Here is a 15004-nt window from a genome sequence, read left to right on the forward strand (position 1 = left end):
CCTTTCACGCTCCCGTTCCGGGTGAATTCATAGGATCCGAACAGGAATGGCGCGGAATAGAAAGCCTGCCGATGTTTCCCGGCCTTTTTCCCGGTCGCCCGGTTTCAGCCCGCACTGAAACTGTCGGACCCCCGCTGCACAATCAGGGGGTGCTGGTCGCCCTCGTCCCGGAAGCGGACGGCGCGGGCCGGTGGCAGAAGCTGCACGACGACGGGACGCCCGCTGGTCCCGCGATGGCGGCCTCGTCACTCGCCTCCGCCGTCGCGTCGCTGGAGCGCGCCCACCGGCCGCGGTGGGTGTGGGCGGACACCACCGAGGTCTACCCGGCACTGCTGCACGCGGGGGTGCGCGTCGACCGGTGCTGGGACCTGCACCTGACCGAGGCGTTGCTGCTCGGCGCAGAGGGCAGGCACCGCGAACCGCGCGAGCTCGCGGCGGCGCTCGCGCGCGAGCTGGGGTTGCCCGCGCCCGCGGATCTGGGGCCGCGCAAGAAGGACGTCGAGCTGACGTTGTTCGAGCCGGACCCGCTGGTGTTGCCGGGCGGCACCGACCCGTTGACGGCGTTGTCGCTGGTTTTCCGGGCCCAGCAACGGAACCCGGCGTTGAGCCTGCTGATCGCGGCGGAGTCGGCGTCGGCGTTGGTGGCGGCGGAGATGACGCACCACGGGTTGCCGTGGCGGGCGGACGTGCACAACGCGATCCTCGAGGAGATGCTCGGGCCGCGGACGGCGCCGGGCGTGCGGCCGAAGGTGTTGCAGGCGCTGGCGGACCAGATCCGGGAGGCGTTCGGCGGCAAGGAGGTCAACCCGGACGCACCGGCGAGCATCGTGCGGGCGTTCGCACGGGAGGGCATCGACGTGCCGTCGGCGCGGCGGTGGGTGCTGAAGAAGATCGACCATCCGGCCGTGGAACCGTTGCTGGAGCACAAGGAGCGCGCACGGCTGTGGGTCGCGCACGGCTGGACGTGGCTCGACGCGTGGGTGAAGGACGGGCGGTTCCGGCCGGACTACGTCGTCGGTGGCGTGGTGTCGGGGCGCTGGGCGTCGCGGGGTGGTGCGGCGCTGCAGATTCCCCGGCTGATGCGGAAAGCCGTTCTCGCGGACGACGGCTGGTGCCTCGTGGCGGCGGACGCCTCGCAGCTGGAACCGCGGATTCTCGCTGCCCTGTCAGGAGATCAGCGGTTGATCGAGGTGTGCGGGGACGACGATCTGTACTCCGCGCTGGCCGCCGACTCCTTCAAAGGGGAACGGCCGCGCGCGAAGATCGCGATGTTGTCGGCCATGTACGGCGGCACGTCCGGTGAGGCAGGACCGCTGCTCGCCGTGCTGCGCAAGAGGTTTCCTCAGGCCGTCGGCTACGTGGAGGCGGCGGCGCAGGCAGGTGAGCAGGGGCGGATGGTGCGCACTCGGCTGGGTCGCACGTCGCCCGCGCCCTCGGAGGCGTGGCGCGAGCTGACCGGCGTGGCGGACGACTCGGGTGAGGTGTCGAGCTCGTCGCGGCAGGCGGCGCGGAACTGGGGCCGGTTCACGCGCAACTTCGTCGTGCAGGGCAGCGCGGCGGACTGGACGGCGGCGTTGCTCGCCGTGCTGCGCAACCGGTTGCCCGTCAACGCCCACCTGGTTTTCTTCCAGCACGACGAGGTGCTCGTGCACTGTCCGCGCGAGGACGCGGACGCGGTGATCGAGGCGATCGCCCTGGCCGGGCGTGAGGCGACGCGGTTGCTGTTCGGCGAGACGGCGGTGCGGTTCCCGATGAACGCCGTGCCCGTCGAGTGCTACGCCGACGCCAAATAAGTCCAAACGAGACGCGTCGGGACCTGCCGCGTTGCGGGTCGTTGCTCCGAATGGCCGCTTGCCGTCCCTGCCGTGAGAGCGCTCTCATAGATGGACTGCACCCGTGACAAGGAGGTCACTCGCGCATGAAGCCACGCCGCCGCGTCCTCGCGGCCACGACAGCTCTTCTTGCCGCGGTACCCCTGGCGATCGCCGCCATGTCAGCCAACGCTTCGATCCCACCCCCTGCAGCGGGATGGACGCAGGTGTGGGGTGACGACTTCAACGGCCCGAACGGTTCCCTGCCGTCGAGTTCCGACTGGATCTTCGATCTGGGCCACAGCTACCCGGGAGGTCCCGCGAACTGGGGCACAGGAGAGATCCAGAACTACACGAACAGCACGCAGAACATCCGCCTGGACGGCGCGGGCAACCTGCGCATCACCGCGCTGAAGGACGGCGCGGGCAACTGGACGTCGTCGCGCATCGAGACCCAGCGCGCGAACTTCAAGCCCGCGGCGGGCGGCAAGCTCGCGATCGAGGGCCGCATCCAGATGCCGAACATCACCGGTGAGGCGGCGCTGGGCTACTGGCCGGCGTTCTGGGCGCTCGGTTCGCCGTTCCGCGGCAATTACTGGAACTGGCCGGGCATCGGCGAGTTCGACATCATGGAGAACGTCAACGGCATCAACTCCGTGTGGGGCGTGCTGCACTGCGACGTCGCCCCCGGCGGTGTCTGCGGCGAGTTCACCGGCATCGGCAACTCGCGGACGTGCCCCGGCGCGTCCTGCCAGTCCGCGTTCCACACCTACCGCTTCGAGTGGGACGACGCCGCGAAGACGTTCACGTGGTTCGTCGACGGCCAGAGCTTCCACCAGGTGACCCGCGACCGCGTGGGCGCCGGCGTGTGGGACCAGATGACGTCGCACGCGGGGTACTTCATCCTGCTGAACCTCGCGATGGGCGGCGCGTTCCCGAACGCCCTGAACAACAACCAGCCGACCCCTGTCGCGGCCACCCAGTCCGGGCATTCGCTGGTGGTGGACTACGTGGCCGTCTACACGGCTGGCGGCACTCCGCCGACCACGACCACTCCCCCGCCTGGTGGCGGCGGCAGCGCGTACTCCGAGCTCCAGGCGGAGAACGCCGCCGAGCGTTCCGGCGGCTCGGTCGGGCCCGCGGAAGGCGGCTCCGGCGTGCACCAGATCGCGAACGGCGGCTACCTGAAGTTCTCCGGCGTCGACTTCGGCTCCGGTCCCGCCCGGCAGTTCTACGCCCGCGTGGCGTCGGGTGCTTCCGGTGGCGTGAGCGGGCTGGTCGAGGTGCGGCTCGACTCGCGTTCCGCAGCTCCCGCCGGGTCGTTCGCGGTCGGCAACACCGGTGGATGGGACGCGTGGAGAACCATTCCCGCCAACATCTCGAACATCAGCGGGGTGCACGACGTGTACATCACGTTCACTTCCGGGCAGCCCGCGCCGTACGTGAGCGTGAACTGGGTGAAGTTCGGAACCTGACCCCTGAGTTGGTCGGCTCGGCCGTGGGCTAGAATCTCGTCCTGCACGGACGATTAGCTCAGCGGGAGAGCACTACCTTGACACGGTAGGGGTCACTGGTTCAATCCCAGTATCGTCCACGGTTCTCGGGGCGAGGTGTGTCGGCGGAAAGCGCCGACCTCCTCGCCTCGTGGTGTTTTCTGGGCGCCGATCCCCCAGACCCCAGCCGGGGGCAAGCCCCCGGACCCCCGACCGTGGTCACCTTGATCAGTCGCGGGTGGGAGTGAGCCTCTGCAAGATCCATCTGGCGCCACATCCTTCGGGATGCGGCGCCATTTGCTTTGATGGGTCTGTGTACGCCGAACGCCCCGCCCCCGCGGGCCTGGCCTGCCTGTGGACGCGCACAGTGTCGTCGGAGACTGTGCAGCGCGTGGTGCCGGACGGCTGCACGGATCTGATGTGGACACCGGCGACCGGCTCGTTGTTCGTGGCGGGGCCGGACACTCAGGCTCAGCTCGCGACGGTGGCGCCGGGGACGTTGTACGGCGTGCGGCTTCCGCCTGGGGCGTTTCCCTCGGTGTTCGGGGTGCCCGCGCACGCAGTGCGGGATCTGCGGGTGCCGTTGGCGGAGCTCGTTCCGTCGGCGCGGCTCGAGTCGTTCTCGGACATGGTGGCGTTCTGCGCTTCGCGGGTGGTCGTCGATCCGGCGCTGGCCGCGACGGCGTCGTTGCTGCGCACCAATGACGTTGCTTCCGCCGCCTGGGAGATCGGGCTGAGCTCGCGGCAACTGCGGCGCCGGTGCCTGGACGCGTTCGGGTATCCGCCCAAGGTGTTGCAGCGGGTGCTGCGGTTCGACGCCGCGATGCGTCTGGCGTGGGGTGGCGTGCCGTTCGCCTCGGTGGCTTTCGAGGCCGGCTATGCGGACCAGGCGCATCTGGCCCGGGAAGTGCGGTCGTTGGCGGGTGTGCCGCTGGGTCAGCTGATCCGGCCGTAGCGCCGCAGGGTCAGCAATGCGTCCATCGTGGCGATGGAACGCCATTCGAAGTTGACGACCGGAGTGAACGCCGGGAAGTGGAAGTTCCAGCCGCCGTCGGCCTGCTGGCCGTTCTGGAGCTCGCCGAGGTTCTCGTCGAATTCCTCGTCGGTGAACCAGGTTCGGGCGAGACTGGTGGGTTTGGCCGCGTAGTCGTGCATGGCCAGGCCCTCGTCTTCTTCATAGCCTTCCAGGTGCAGGTGCCTGAGTTTCTCGGCGGCGAGTTCCGCGCGCTTCCGGTCCTTCGTCTCGTCCAGGAACATCACCGCGGCCCGCAGCTCGTACGGGTGGGTCTTCTCCAGGTCGTCGATCTCCTGCCAGCAGTAGGCCGTCGCCTTGTCGAGCCACGGGTCGGTGATGCCGAGGGCCAGCAGTGCGGCCGCGATCTGGGCCGTCAGGAGGAGTCCGCCCTGGTCGTCGGCGGCGATCCACGGGGCCATGGGGTGGCCCTTCGAGGTGGACAGGCCGAACGGGACCGAGCCGTCGGGGCAGGTGTTTCGCAGCCACGTCAGGATCGACTCGGCGTGCTCCGGCGCGTCGACCTCGCCGAACATCTGGAGGGCGCGCAGGGCGTGCAGCGGCTGGCTGGTGGGGCCGCGGTGGTCGGGTTCGAGGGCGTGGCCGTAGCCGCCGTCGTCGTTGCGGTAGGCCAGCACGGCCTGGACCACGGCGTTCGCCGAGCCACCGTCGAAGGCGTGCTCGAACCAGCGTTGTTCCAGCGTGCGGGCGTTGTGCCAGATGAAGTTCCTCGCTCGTTCGATCATGTCTCGAACCTAGGCTCATCACTCTTCCGGGTCTTGAACGAATCGGCCATGTGACCTGATCAGCTGATTCGATCGCCTCCAAGGGGAACCGGCGCTGTGCGAAAATCCTCCAACAGGGGTGTGGAGTTCTGAGGGGAGCTGGCGAAGATGCTGATGTTCGACGCGATCGTGCCTGTGGCAACCGTCGGCGCGGCAGTGGGAGCCGCGGCCGGCAACGTCGCCGCCGGAGCCGGTGGGGCAGGCACGACCAGGTTCAGCGTCGATCCGGATCAGGCCCAGAACATGATCAAGGGCCTGAAGGACGCCGTCGAAAAACTGGTCGAACTGAAGGAGAAGAGCCGACAGCTGCAGCAGTCCGGCGCTCCGGGACCTGACCCGTACAGCGGCTGGTCGACCCTCGCAATGCGGCAAGCGGCAGGCGACAACGCCGGCGGCTACGGCTGGGCCAACGAAGCCGCGCAAGATGCGCTGCTCAAGACGATCGAGAACATCGAAAAGGCTCTGGCCGAGTACCGGGGCACCGACGAGGCGGCGAAGAACGCCGTGAAGGGCTGACACCATCTTGAAGCGCATGACCGCCTTGCTGACCGCTGTCCTCGTCACCGGTGTCCTGGCCGGGTGCTCGCAGAAGACCCCTGGCAATGCCAACACGACCACCCCGACTGCTGGTGAGCAGACGAGCAGCTCGCCCACGGGCTCCGATTCGCCGTCGGGCCTCAGCATTGACAAGTTCGTCAGCAAGCCGTGCGACATCCTCACCGCTGCCCAGGTTGCGAAGCTCGGATCCGTCCGCGCGCCGGAGCCAGGTACCGGTCTTCTCGGCCCTCTCTGCACCTGGAAGGGCCAGGACGTGGTCAAGAACTCCAGGTACACGATCTCGGTGACCAAGGGCAAGGACGTCGAGGAGATGGTCGCCACCGTCAAGACGGATCCTGTGTACACCGACCACAAGGTCGACGGAGTGCGCTTCGTCACCAGCGACGCGACCAATGGCGAGAGCACCTGCGCGACGATCATCCAGGTGTCGAAGACCGACTCGGTGACCCTGCAGGTCAGCGTCGCAAAGGACGAGCGCGCCACCAAGAAACCGTGCACCGAGTCCGAGACGGTTTCGAAGATGATCGTTGAGAACCTGAGGGGGTAGCAGAAATGCCTGGGGATGAGCCGAACATCGGGGGCTTCCTGATGCTGCCCTTCGCGGGCGGAGACACGGTCTACAACTGGTTCGACAAGGGCAAAGGACCTAGCCAGAGCACGACGCCAACCGCACAGGCCTGGCGTGAACTCTCCGGTGGGCACACCGAGGTCGCGACGCTGATCGAAAAAGCCGTCAGGGACTCCGGGGCCTCTTGGGAGGGCGCGGCGGCCGACACGGCACGGAGCAACACGTCGCCGCTTGCCACCTGGGCGGAGGTGACGGGAGAGTCCGCGACCTCCGTGGCCACGACCTCCGACTCTCTGGGCGAGGCGTACGTCAATGCCAAGCACTCGATGTCGAAGCCGCCGGCTGTCCCGGACAAGCCGTTCCTCAACGACCTGGCGTGGTGGGAGACCGACTACGACGAGGCGGTCGAGAAGAACCAGAAGGTCAACGAGCAGAACATGCGTGCGTTCAGCCAGTACGGGGAGGCCGTCACGGCCAGCACGAACAGCATGCCGACCTTCATCTCGCCCAACGCCGACGACGCCAAGATGCAGGAGCAGGGCGGCGGCACCAGGAGCATCGACAAGGTCGACAAGCCCGGCCCGAACGACCCGTACACGCCCCCCGGCACCGGTCAGCCGCCTGGCACCAACCAGCCTCCCGGTACTCCCGGCGGTGACGACACCAACCCGTCGCAGTGGAAGCCGCCCGGCGGCGACGGCGACGGCGACACCAAGCCGCAGTGGACCGACCCCAACGATCCGCGCAACCGGCTGCCAGGAGACCCGAACGACCCGCGCAACCGGCCTCCTGGTGACCCGAACATCCCGCCCGGTGGCAGGTGGGACCCGAACAACCCGAACGACCCGCGCAACCGCGGCCGGTTCGATCCCAACGACCCGCGCAACCGGACCGGTGGGCCTGGTGGGCCCGGCCGCGCCGGCGGACCTGGTGGCGGACCTGGTGGCGGACCTGGTGGCGGACCTGGTGGCGGACCTGGTGGCGGCGGCGGTGGCCGTGGTGGTGGCGCCGGCGGCGGCCTCGGCGGGGCCGCGGCGGCTCGTGCCGGTGGGCCCGGCGGCATGGGCAGCGGCTTCGGTGGCGCTGCCGGTGTCGGTGAGCAGGGTCGTGGTGGTGCCGGTGGCTTCGGGCCGTCGGGTGCCGCGGGTGCGGCTGGGCGGGCCGGTGCGGGTGGCATGGGTGCCGGAGGTATGGGCGCCGGTGCCGGCAAGGGCCAGGGTGACGAGGACAAGGAACACAAGTCCGCGTCGTACCTGCAGGAGACCGAGGACATCTTCGGTGACGGAACGATGGTGGCTCCGCCGGTCATCGGCGGATAAGGGGGAATCGTGCTGAGAAGCAGGGTCGCCATCCCTGTCACGGCGCTCTACCAGGCCTGGCAGGCGGCGGGCCTGCCGTCGCTGCACCGCGCGCTGCTCACGCAGGTCGACTTCGACGAGGACCTCCTCGAGTCGGGTGACGTGAGCGAGCTCGAACGGCTGCAGCGCACGGCGTGGGCACAACTCGAGCAGTACGGGCTGGCGCGCGGCAGCCAGGTCCACCCGGATCTGGCCAACGCGCTGCGGCTCGTGGTGGAGGCGGGCGTCGAGTACTGGGCGTTCTTCAGCCTGAAGGACGGCCCGCAGCAGAGCGTGCTGGTCGTGACGAACGGCCAGGACGCGCTGCGCATCGTGCTGACGCCGGACCAGCAGTTCGTGCTGGAACCGGTCCGCGCGGACGAGGCACCGCAGGCGCTGGTCGGCGCCCTGCCACCGGCACCGGCCGGGCGGGGCAACCCGATCACGCTGCCGGAGGACGCGCTCAAGCAGAAGCCGCAGTCCTACGAGGATACCGGTTCGTTCCTGCAGCAGAGCCGTCCGACCAGCTCGCCGAACGACCAACTGGTCGCGCAGCTCAAGCAGATCATGGGCCAGCCGCGCACCGGCGGCGGTCAGGTCTACTCGGCCAAGCGCGACCACCTCGGCCGCAAGCAGCGTTGCATCAACCCGCTCACGTACATCGACACGGCGAACGGGCGCTACGTCGCGGCCAGGGACCAGGGCTGGCTGCGGGTGCAGCCGGCCGACTTCGGCACCCTCGCCCAGCTGACGGCGACGATGCCCTAAGGGATGAACCGCAGCGCGTCCGGACCCAGTTCGGCCGGGCTGCGGTGACCCGAGAGCCCGAGCGTGAGGTCGAAGTCCGCGAGCAGGCTCCGCAGCACGTGCTTCACCCCGACCTGACCACCGTGCGCCAGCCCGTACGCGAAGGGCCGCCCCACCATCACGGCCTTGGCCCCCAGCGCCAACGCCTTCACGACGTCCGCGCCGGTCCTGACACCGGAGTCGAAGAGCACGTCGACCTGCTCCCCGACGGCCTCGACGATCGACGGCAGCACGTCGAGCGACGCCACAGCACCGTCGACCTGACGCCCGCCGTGGTTGGACACCACGATTCCGTCCATTCCGGACTCGACGGCCTTGCGCGCGTCGTCCGGGTGCTGGATTCCTTTGAGGACGATCGGCCCGTCCCAGTGCTCGCGCAGAAAAGCGAGCTGGTCCCACGACTTGTCGGTGCCCGTGAACAGCTGCACCCACCGCAGGATCGCCATCGGCAGGTCCTCCTCGGGCGACTTCTGCAGCCCGGCGCGGAAAACCGGGTCGCTGAACGGGATCGCCGTGCCCACCCCGCGCAGGAACGGGAGGTAGGCCTGGTCGAGGTCGTGCGGCCGCCACGCCAGCGTCCACGTGTCGAGCGTGACCACCAGCGCCGTGTACCCGGCCTTGCGCGCCCGCTCCAGCAGCGACGCGCACACCTCCGGATCGTTCGGCCAGTACAGCTGGTACCAGCGCGGCCCGTCGCCGGACGCCTCGGCGACCTCCTCGATCGTGTGCGAGGACGCCGTCGACAACACCATCGGCACCCCGAGCTCGGCAGCGGCCCGCGCGGTGGCCAGCTCCCCGTCCGGATGCAGAATCGACTGCACGCCAACGGGTGCGAGCATCACGGGCGCGGGCAGCTCGGTGCCCAGCACGGACACGCCGAGGTGCCGCTCGGTCGCGTTGGTGAGCATGCGGGGCACGATCCGCACCCGGTCGAACGCCTCCCGGTTCGCCCGCACGGTGGCACCGGAACCGGCACCTCCCGCCACGTACCAGAACGGCCCCGGCCCCAGCCTCTCGCGCGCGGACTGCTCCAGCGCGTCGGGGTCGGTGGTGAACGGCGGCACCGCGCCGCCGAGCCCCTGCAGGTAGATCTCGTTCTGGTACGCGGCGAATGAGGTCATGCGCCTACTCTGCTACGAACCGGGCTGGACGAGGAAGAACTCGTTACCGAACGGGTCGCTGAACCACGTCGCCCGGTCGCCCCACGGCATGGTGTCCGGAGCGGTCTTGACCCGCACCCCCTTCTCCTGGAACGCCGCGCAGTCGCCGTCGATGTCGTCGGTGATCAGTGAGATGCCGCAACCGGTCGTGAACGACACGTTGGGCGTGTCGTTCAGCGACAAAGCGAACGCTGTCTGGGCGCCGGGAGGAGCGACTGTCAGCCAGCGCATGCCCGCCTCGCTGGTGTCCTGTCGCTTCTCCCAGCCCAGCACGTCCACGTAGAACGACAACGCCTCGTCGAGGTCGCGGACGTTGATGGTGCACGAGTGCGCATGAGTGATCATGCGGTAAAGCTAGGCCCGTGCCCCTGCCGTGCGCTTCTTGGAAACTGCTCGGCTCGGCCAGCGCGACTCCAGCCAGATCGCGACCGGCGCCGCGGTGACCACTGTGGACACCGTGCCGGCGATCAGGCCGATCAGCAACGCCGTGGCGAAGTTCGCCAGGGAGCCGTCGCCCAGCACCAGCAACGCCGACAGCACGAACAGCACGCCGATGCCGGTGTTCACGGTGCGCGGCACGGTTTGCACCACCGCGTCGGACACCACGTCCGGGTAGGGCGTCGAGCGGCGCGAGCCCCGCAAAGAGCGCAGGCGGTCGAAGACGACCACGGAGTCGTTGACGGAGTAGCCGATCACGGTGAGCAGGGCGGCGAGGAACACGCCGTCCGCGGTGTTGCCGAGCCACGCGAAGATGCCGATGAGCACCAGGACGTCGCTGAGCAGCGCGGCGACGGTGGCGACGCCGAGGCGCCAGTCGAAGCGGATCGCCAGGTAGACGAGCTGGGCGGCGACGGCGATGGCCAGGCCGATCACGGCGTTGCGGCGCAGTTCCGACGACAGGGACGGGCCGATCAGCTCGTTGCTCGACTGGCGGGCGCCGCCGTCGACGGCCGAGGACACGATCGTGCCGATGCGGGACGAGTCGGCGTCGTTGATCGGGCCGGTGCGCAGGGACACCTCGTTGCCGGAGGAGGAGACCACCACGTCGCTGAAACCGCCGTCGGCCAGCGCGGTGCGGACGCGGGCCGTGTCGACGGGGGCGCCCGCGGTGAAGTCGAGCAGGCGGCCGCCGGTGAACTCGACGCCCAGGTTCAGGCCTCGGACGAACAGGCCGGCGAAGGCCACGAGGACCAGTACACCCGCGCTGATCAGCCACGCGGACGGGCGCCGATAGAGCACGGCGGACAGGCGCTGCCGCACCCAGCCCAGCGTGTGCAGACCGCTGAGCGAAGGCCGCTTGGCCACGAACCGCGTGCCCAGCAGCCACAGCACCAGCACGCGGGACAGGACGAGCGCGCTGAACATCGACGCCAGCACACCGATGGTCAGCGTGACGCCGAAGCCGCGCACCGGGCCCGTGGCCAGCCAGAACAGCAGCCCGGCCGCCAGCAGCGTCGTCACGTTCGAGTCGGCGATCGCGCTCAACGCGCCGCGGAAGCCATTCTCCGCGGCTCGGCGAAGGTTGGGTTTTCGGGCGTACTCCTCGCGGGCCCGTTCGAAGATCAGGACGTTCGCGTCGACCGCCATGCCGATCGCCAGCACGAAACCGGCCAGACCGGGCAACGTCAGCGTGGCGCCGATGGCCAGGAGTCCCGCGTAGGCGACGGCCGCGTAGCCGACCAGTGCCACGACGGCGAGGAAGCCGGCCAGCCGGTAGGCGACGATCAGGAACACCGCGGTCAGCGCGATGCCGATGATCGCGGCCTTGGCGCTGGCGTCGATCGCCTCGGCGCCCAGGGTCGCGCCGACGGTGCGCTGTTCGATCACCTCGACCGGCACCGGCAGCGCGCCGGAGCGGATGACCAGCGCAAGCTCCTTGGCCTCCGCCTCGGAGAAGCGGCCGGTGATCGACGTGGCGCCGCCTGCCTGGCCGGCGCGGCAGGGCGTGTCGGCGCTGACCTCCGGCGACGAGATGGGCTTGCCGTCGAGCACGAACGCGATCTGGCGGCCTGGCGTGCCGGACGGTTCGCAGGCCGCCTCGCCGGTGACCGTCTGCCACTTGGCCGGTGCGTCGCCCTGGAACTTGACGTTCACGAGGAAACCCGCGCCCTGCGGGTTGCGGACGGCGGAGGCGTCCGAGATGCCTTCGCCGGTCATGACGGTCTGGCCGTTGTGCTGCACGGTCAGCTGCGCGGTGCGGCCGAGGACCTTCACGGCCTCTTCGGGGTCCTGGACGCCGGGGAGTTCGACGACGACGCGGTTCTCGCCGGAGCGGGCGATGACCGGTTCGGCGACGCCGAGCGCGTCGACGCGGCGGCGCAGGACCTCGAGGGAACGGTCGGCGGCGACGGAGTCGCCCTTCGCCTCGAGGACGATCTGGGTGCCGCCGCGGAGGTCGAGGCCGAGGCGGGGATCGGTGGTGAGCAACAGGAAAGCGGATGCGACGAGGACCCCGAGCGCTGTCAGACCGCGCACGAGGAGACCCCGTCGCGCATGGTCGCGCGACATGGGTTGAGGGAGCCTTCCGGGACGAAAGTGGTTGCTGAGAAACAGGTTTCAGCGACCGGAAGGCGGGGACCGGTCCCGCTGCGGGGTCCAGCGGGTGCCGTCGGGCGTGCGGTGCACGCGCCGGGCGAAGGAGACGACGAAGCGGACAGGCAGCGCGGGCTTGGTGACCGGCGGCACGTCCATCGGCAGCTGGGCCTGCGGCACCTGGGCCGAGTGGAGGTTGTGCGGCTTGGGCGCGGCGCCGGGCAGGTTCGCGAAGTCGTGGCCGTGCCGGATGACGGAACCGGAGGCGGGCGCGGGCTCGGCGGGCGCGGCGACGACGAACAGCTGCGTGAGGAACAGCATGAACGCGAGCGCGAGCGCGTTGCGACGCATCACCGCTTCCTGCCTCCCCCTACGTACACGAGCGCGCCACCGACGACAGCGCACGACCAGGAAAGCACAAGCGGCTGCATCGTGGTTGCGCCGAACAGCAACGCGATGGTCCACGCGGTGAGAATCAGGGCGGAGGCGGCGAGCAGCGACACCGTCACGGCGAGCTTGCGCAGGCCGAACAGGAGCTTGACCGGACGCAGCCGCAGCGCCACGACGAGGCAGCACAACACCAGCGCCCCGGTGAAGAAGCCCAGGTAGGGCGTGGGCCGCGGCATGCCGGCGACGAGCGCCAGTAAACCGCCGCCGACGAGCAGCAACGACAGCATGCGCAGCGCACGCCACACCTGGAGCTTGTTCAACTGCATCGGCGCGGGAGGCTTCGCGGACCGGCGCCGTTGCACGGTCGCCAGGTTCGTCTTGGAGTCCGCGTCGGACGGGTCGAGCTTGATCGCGGTGCGGTAGGCGTGCTCGGCGGTGCCCCAGTCGCGCATCCGCAGGGCCGCGTCGCCGAGCACCTGGAATGCCCGAGCCTCGCTGGGCGCGAGCTGCGAGGCGTGCAGAGCCGAGTCGAACGCCTCGACGGCTCCGTCCGGCAAGTCGGCGAGCACCTCGGCCAGCACGACGTAGCAGCGCCAGTCGCCGGGCTTGCGGCGCACGGACTCGCGCGCCGCGACGGCGGCCTCCTGGTGCCGGCCGAGGTCGCTCAACGCGAGCGCCGCCAGCCGCTGCGGCCAGGCAGGCTCGCCGTCGAGGATCATCGCGCGCTTCGCCGCGTCGAGGGCCTGGTCGGCCTCACCGGCGTCCAGGTGAGCCGCCGCGAGCCGGCACCAGGCCTCGGCGTGCCGAGGGTTCGCCGCCACCAGGGGTCGCAGCAGGTCGATCGCCTGCCGCGGTTTCCCCGAGGCGGTGAGCTCGGCAGCGCGCAGCAGCACCGCGGTCATCGGCTCGGACACGCCGCACAGTGTGACAGCGCGCCCTCAGCGCCCGAACGGGTGACCTCAGCGCTGGGTGTTGGAGCGTCTCCAAGGCCCGGCGGACGCTCAGGCGGCCGCACCGAACCAGCGGACGAGCGCCCCTTCGAGCTCCTCCTGCGCCGACCCGGCCCACGCCACGTGCCCGTCCGGCCGCAGCAGCACGGCGGGTGCGTCCAGTTCCTCGCTGACGTCGACGAGGTGGTCGACCCGATCCGCCCACGACCCGACCGACAACGACCCGGTCTGGTCGAGCAGGATCCCGCGACCGGCGTGCATCTGGTCGTAGAGCCCGCCGCGCTTCAGCGCGAGGTCTCCGATCCGCCGCCCCACCAGGTCGTCGGAGGACCCGAAGTCGTACCGGATCCGCACGGCGATGATCTTCTCGATCAGGTAGCGGTTGACCTCCTCGAACTGCACCAGCTCCGTGAACACCCGCCGCACCGACTGCGGCCCCGGCTCGACCTTCATGAGCTCGATCTGGGCACGGGTGTTGTTCAGCACCTCCTCCGCGACCGGGTGCCGTTCGGCCTCGTAGGTGTCGAGCAGACCCTCAGGCGCCCAGCCGTGCACCGCGGCTGCCAGCTTCCAGCCCAGGTTGAACGCGTCCTGCAGCCCCAGGTTGAGACCCTGGCCACCGGTCGGCGGGTGGATGTGCGCCGCGTCGCCCGCCAGGAACACGCGGCCCGACCGGTAGCGCTCCGCCTGCCGGGTCGCGTCGCCGAAGCGCGACATCCACCGCGGCGAGTGCACGCCGAAGTCGGTGCCGGCGACCCGGACCAACTGCTGCTTGAAGTCGTCGAGGGTCGGCATCACCGCCCGGTCCTCGCTCACGCCGTCAGCGGGCACGACGACGCGGTACGCGCCGTTGATGGGGCCGATACCGAACCGCTTCTGCGTCTTGCGGATCTCCAGCATCAACGGCATCGCCTCCTCCCACGGCACGCCGATCTCCATCTCCCCCAGCAGCGTCTCCACGCGCGTCGGCTCGCCGGGGAAGTCGATGCCGGCCAGCTTCCGCACGGTGCTGCGGCCGCCGTCGCAGCCGACGAGGTAGCGCGCCCGCAACGACGTGCCGTCGGCCAGCTCGACGGTCACGCCGTCGTCGTCCTGCGAGAGCCCCACTACCGTGCGGCCGCGCCGGATCTCGGCACCGGCCTCGACGGCGTGCTCGGTGAGCAGGCGCTCGGTGATCGGCTGCGGGAGACCGAGGGTGTGCGGGTACTTGGTGTCGAGCCGTTCCGGCGCGGGCTTCTCGATGCCCGCGAAGAACCCGGCGAGCGGGTGCTTCGTGCCGAGCGCGAGGAACCGGTCGACGATGCCGCGCTGGTCGAGGATCTCGATGCTGCGCGCGTGCATGCCGAGCGCCCTGACCACCTCGGTCGGTTCCTCGTCGCGCTCCAGCAGGACGACGTGCACGCCGTGCAACCGCAGTTCGCCGGCCAGCATCATGCCGGTCGGGCCGCCGCCGGCGATGATGACGTCGATCATGAACTCCCCATTTCCCCAGGTAAAACGCGTTGGCCGCGAAATGATGAGGCATCACCGGGGTCTTGCCGCAAGCCCTGGGGTGCGCTATATGTTGAAGTGGGAGGAGAGCGATCTCTTCCTTTCGTCGT

At 69.8% G+C, this 15004-nt stretch carries 14 protein-coding genes and 1 tRNA gene; 8 read left to right on the forward strand and 7 right to left on the reverse strand.

From position 1 onward, the window contains the following. Nucleotides 1–152: 152 nt before the first annotated feature. From JOD27_RS21845 to JOD27_RS21860, 4 genes are all read left to right on the forward strand, one after another. Complete coding sequence (locus JOD27_RS21845) at nucleotides 153–1793, forward strand: bifunctional 3'-5' exonuclease/DNA polymerase (RefSeq protein WP_239568378.1); 1641 nt, start codon at nucleotides 153–155, stop codon at nucleotides 1791–1793. Between the two features lie 125 nt (nucleotides 1794–1918). Beyond that, nucleotides 1919–3286 (forward strand): carbohydrate-binding protein, encoded by a 1368-nt coding sequence (locus JOD27_RS21850; RefSeq protein ID WP_204764125.1) that lies wholly within the window; start codon nucleotides 1919–1921, stop codon nucleotides 3284–3286. A 47-nt stretch (nucleotides 3287–3333) separates the two neighbouring features. Continuing rightward, nucleotides 3334–3405, forward strand: a tRNA-Val gene (locus JOD27_RS21855). Nucleotides 3406–3617: 212 nt separating this feature from the next. Continuing rightward, nucleotides 3618–4259 (forward strand): DUF6597 domain-containing transcriptional factor, encoded by a 642-nt coding sequence (locus JOD27_RS21860; RefSeq protein WP_307830257.1) that lies wholly within the window; start codon nucleotides 3618–3620, stop codon nucleotides 4257–4259. Here JOD27_RS21860 and JOD27_RS21865 read toward each other — a convergent pair. Continuing rightward, nucleotides 4241–5062 (reverse strand): hypothetical protein, encoded by an 822-nt coding sequence (locus JOD27_RS21865; protein WP_204764126.1) that lies wholly within the window; start codon nucleotides 5060–5062, stop codon nucleotides 4241–4243. The two genes, JOD27_RS21860 and JOD27_RS21865, sit on opposite strands and share 19 nt — an antisense overlap. A 147-nt stretch (nucleotides 5063–5209) precedes the next feature. On the opposite strand from JOD27_RS21865, the gene JOD27_RS21870 reads away from it, so the two are divergent. From JOD27_RS21870 to JOD27_RS21885, 4 genes are read left to right on the forward strand one after another with little or no spacing between them, the layout of a single operon-like run. Further along, the gene (locus JOD27_RS21870; RefSeq protein ID WP_204764127.1) at nucleotides 5210–5617 is read left to right on the forward strand and encodes a hypothetical protein; all 408 of its coding nucleotides are present in this window, start codon (nucleotides 5210–5212) and stop codon (nucleotides 5615–5617) included. Nucleotides 5618–5633: 16 nt separating this feature from the next. Next, nucleotides 5634–6206 carry a DUF3558 domain-containing protein gene (locus JOD27_RS21875; RefSeq protein WP_204764128.1) on the forward strand — a complete coding sequence of 191 codons (573 nt, stop codon included), beginning with the start codon at nucleotides 5634–5636 and terminating at the stop codon, nucleotides 6204–6206. A 5-nt stretch (nucleotides 6207–6211) separates the two neighbouring features. Further along, the gene (locus JOD27_RS21880) at nucleotides 6212–7546 is read left to right on the forward strand and encodes a PPE domain-containing protein (protein ID WP_204764129.1); all 1335 of its coding nucleotides are present in this window, start codon (nucleotides 6212–6214) and stop codon (nucleotides 7544–7546) included. 9 nt (nucleotides 7547–7555) lie between these two features. Then, complete coding sequence (locus tag JOD27_RS21885) at nucleotides 7556–8332, forward strand: ESX secretion-associated protein EspG (RefSeq protein WP_204764130.1); 777 nt, start codon at nucleotides 7556–7558, stop codon at nucleotides 8330–8332. Here JOD27_RS21885 and JOD27_RS21890 read toward each other — a convergent pair. The 6 genes from JOD27_RS21890 to rox all read right to left on the reverse strand — a co-directional run bounded on the left by JOD27_RS21890 (nucleotide 8329) and on the right by rox (nucleotide 14876). Continuing rightward, nucleotides 8329–9492, reverse strand: coding sequence for a lactate 2-monooxygenase (locus tag JOD27_RS21890; RefSeq protein ID WP_204764131.1), 1164 nt, complete (start codon nucleotides 9490–9492; stop codon nucleotides 8329–8331). The genes JOD27_RS21885 and JOD27_RS21890 overlap by 4 nt on opposite strands. 12 nt (nucleotides 9493–9504) lie before the next feature. Then, nucleotides 9505–9876 (reverse strand): VOC family protein, encoded by a 372-nt coding sequence (locus JOD27_RS21895; RefSeq protein WP_204764132.1) that lies wholly within the window; start codon nucleotides 9874–9876, stop codon nucleotides 9505–9507. A 9-nt stretch (nucleotides 9877–9885) separates the two neighbouring features. Continuing rightward, entirely contained in the window at nucleotides 9886–12006 is a 2121-nt protein-coding gene (secD, locus tag JOD27_RS21900; RefSeq protein WP_307830258.1) for a protein translocase subunit SecD, read from the reverse strand. 81 nt (nucleotides 12007–12087) lie between these two features. Next, nucleotides 12088–12414 carry a hypothetical protein gene (locus JOD27_RS21905; protein ID WP_204764134.1) on the reverse strand — a complete coding sequence of 109 codons (327 nt, stop codon included), beginning with the start codon at nucleotides 12412–12414 and terminating at the stop codon, nucleotides 12088–12090. Next, nucleotides 12414–13367: a tetratricopeptide repeat protein gene (locus JOD27_RS21910; protein WP_204764135.1), complete on the reverse strand. Its 954-nt coding sequence runs from the start codon at nucleotides 13365–13367 to the stop codon at nucleotides 12414–12416. The genes JOD27_RS21905 and JOD27_RS21910 overlap by 1 nt, the downstream gene beginning before the upstream one ends. An 87-nt stretch (nucleotides 13368–13454) precedes the next feature. Continuing rightward, the gene (rox, locus tag JOD27_RS21915) at nucleotides 13455–14876 is read right to left on the reverse strand and encodes a rifampin monooxygenase (protein ID WP_204764136.1); all 1422 of its coding nucleotides are present in this window, start codon (nucleotides 14874–14876) and stop codon (nucleotides 13455–13457) included. Between the last annotated feature and the right edge of the window lie 128 nt (nucleotides 14877–15004).

The organism is Lentzea nigeriaca (assembly GCF_016907955.1).
Lineage (GTDB): Bacteria > Actinomycetota > Actinomycetes > Mycobacteriales > Pseudonocardiaceae > Lentzea > Lentzea nigeriaca.

What these genes read in the sequence shown, in the direction of transcription:
- JOD27_RS21850 (WP_204764125.1), top strand. Translation starts at nt 1,919, where the DNA reads ATGAAGCCACGCCGCCGCGTCCTCGCGGCCACGACAGCTCTTCTTGCC.
- JOD27_RS21865 (WP_204764126.1), bottom strand. Translation starts at nt 5,062, where the DNA reads ATGATCGAACGAGCGAGGAACTTCATCTGGCACAACGCCCGCACGCTG.
- JOD27_RS21870 (WP_204764127.1), top strand. Translation starts at nt 5,210, where the DNA reads ATGCTGATGTTCGACGCGATCGTGCCTGTGGCAACCGTCGGCGCGGCA.
- JOD27_RS21875 (WP_204764128.1), top strand. Translation starts at nt 5,634, where the DNA reads ATGACCGCCTTGCTGACCGCTGTCCTCGTCACCGGTGTCCTGGCCGGG.
- JOD27_RS21880 (WP_204764129.1), top strand. Translation starts at nt 6,212, where the DNA reads ATGCCTGGGGATGAGCCGAACATCGGGGGCTTCCTGATGCTGCCCTTC.
- JOD27_RS21890 (WP_204764131.1), bottom strand. Translation starts at nt 9,492, where the DNA reads ATGACCTCATTCGCCGCGTACCAGAACGAGATCTACCTGCAGGGGCTC.
- JOD27_RS21895 (WP_204764132.1), bottom strand. Translation starts at nt 9,876, where the DNA reads ATGATCACTCATGCGCACTCGTGCACCATCAACGTCCGCGACCTCGAC.
- JOD27_RS21905 (WP_204764134.1), bottom strand. Translation starts at nt 12,414, where the DNA reads ATGCGTCGCAACGCGCTCGCGCTCGCGTTCATGCTGTTCCTCACGCAG.
- rox (WP_204764136.1), bottom strand. Translation starts at nt 14,876, where the DNA reads ATGATCGACGTCATCATCGCCGGCGGCGGCCCGACCGGCATGATGCTG.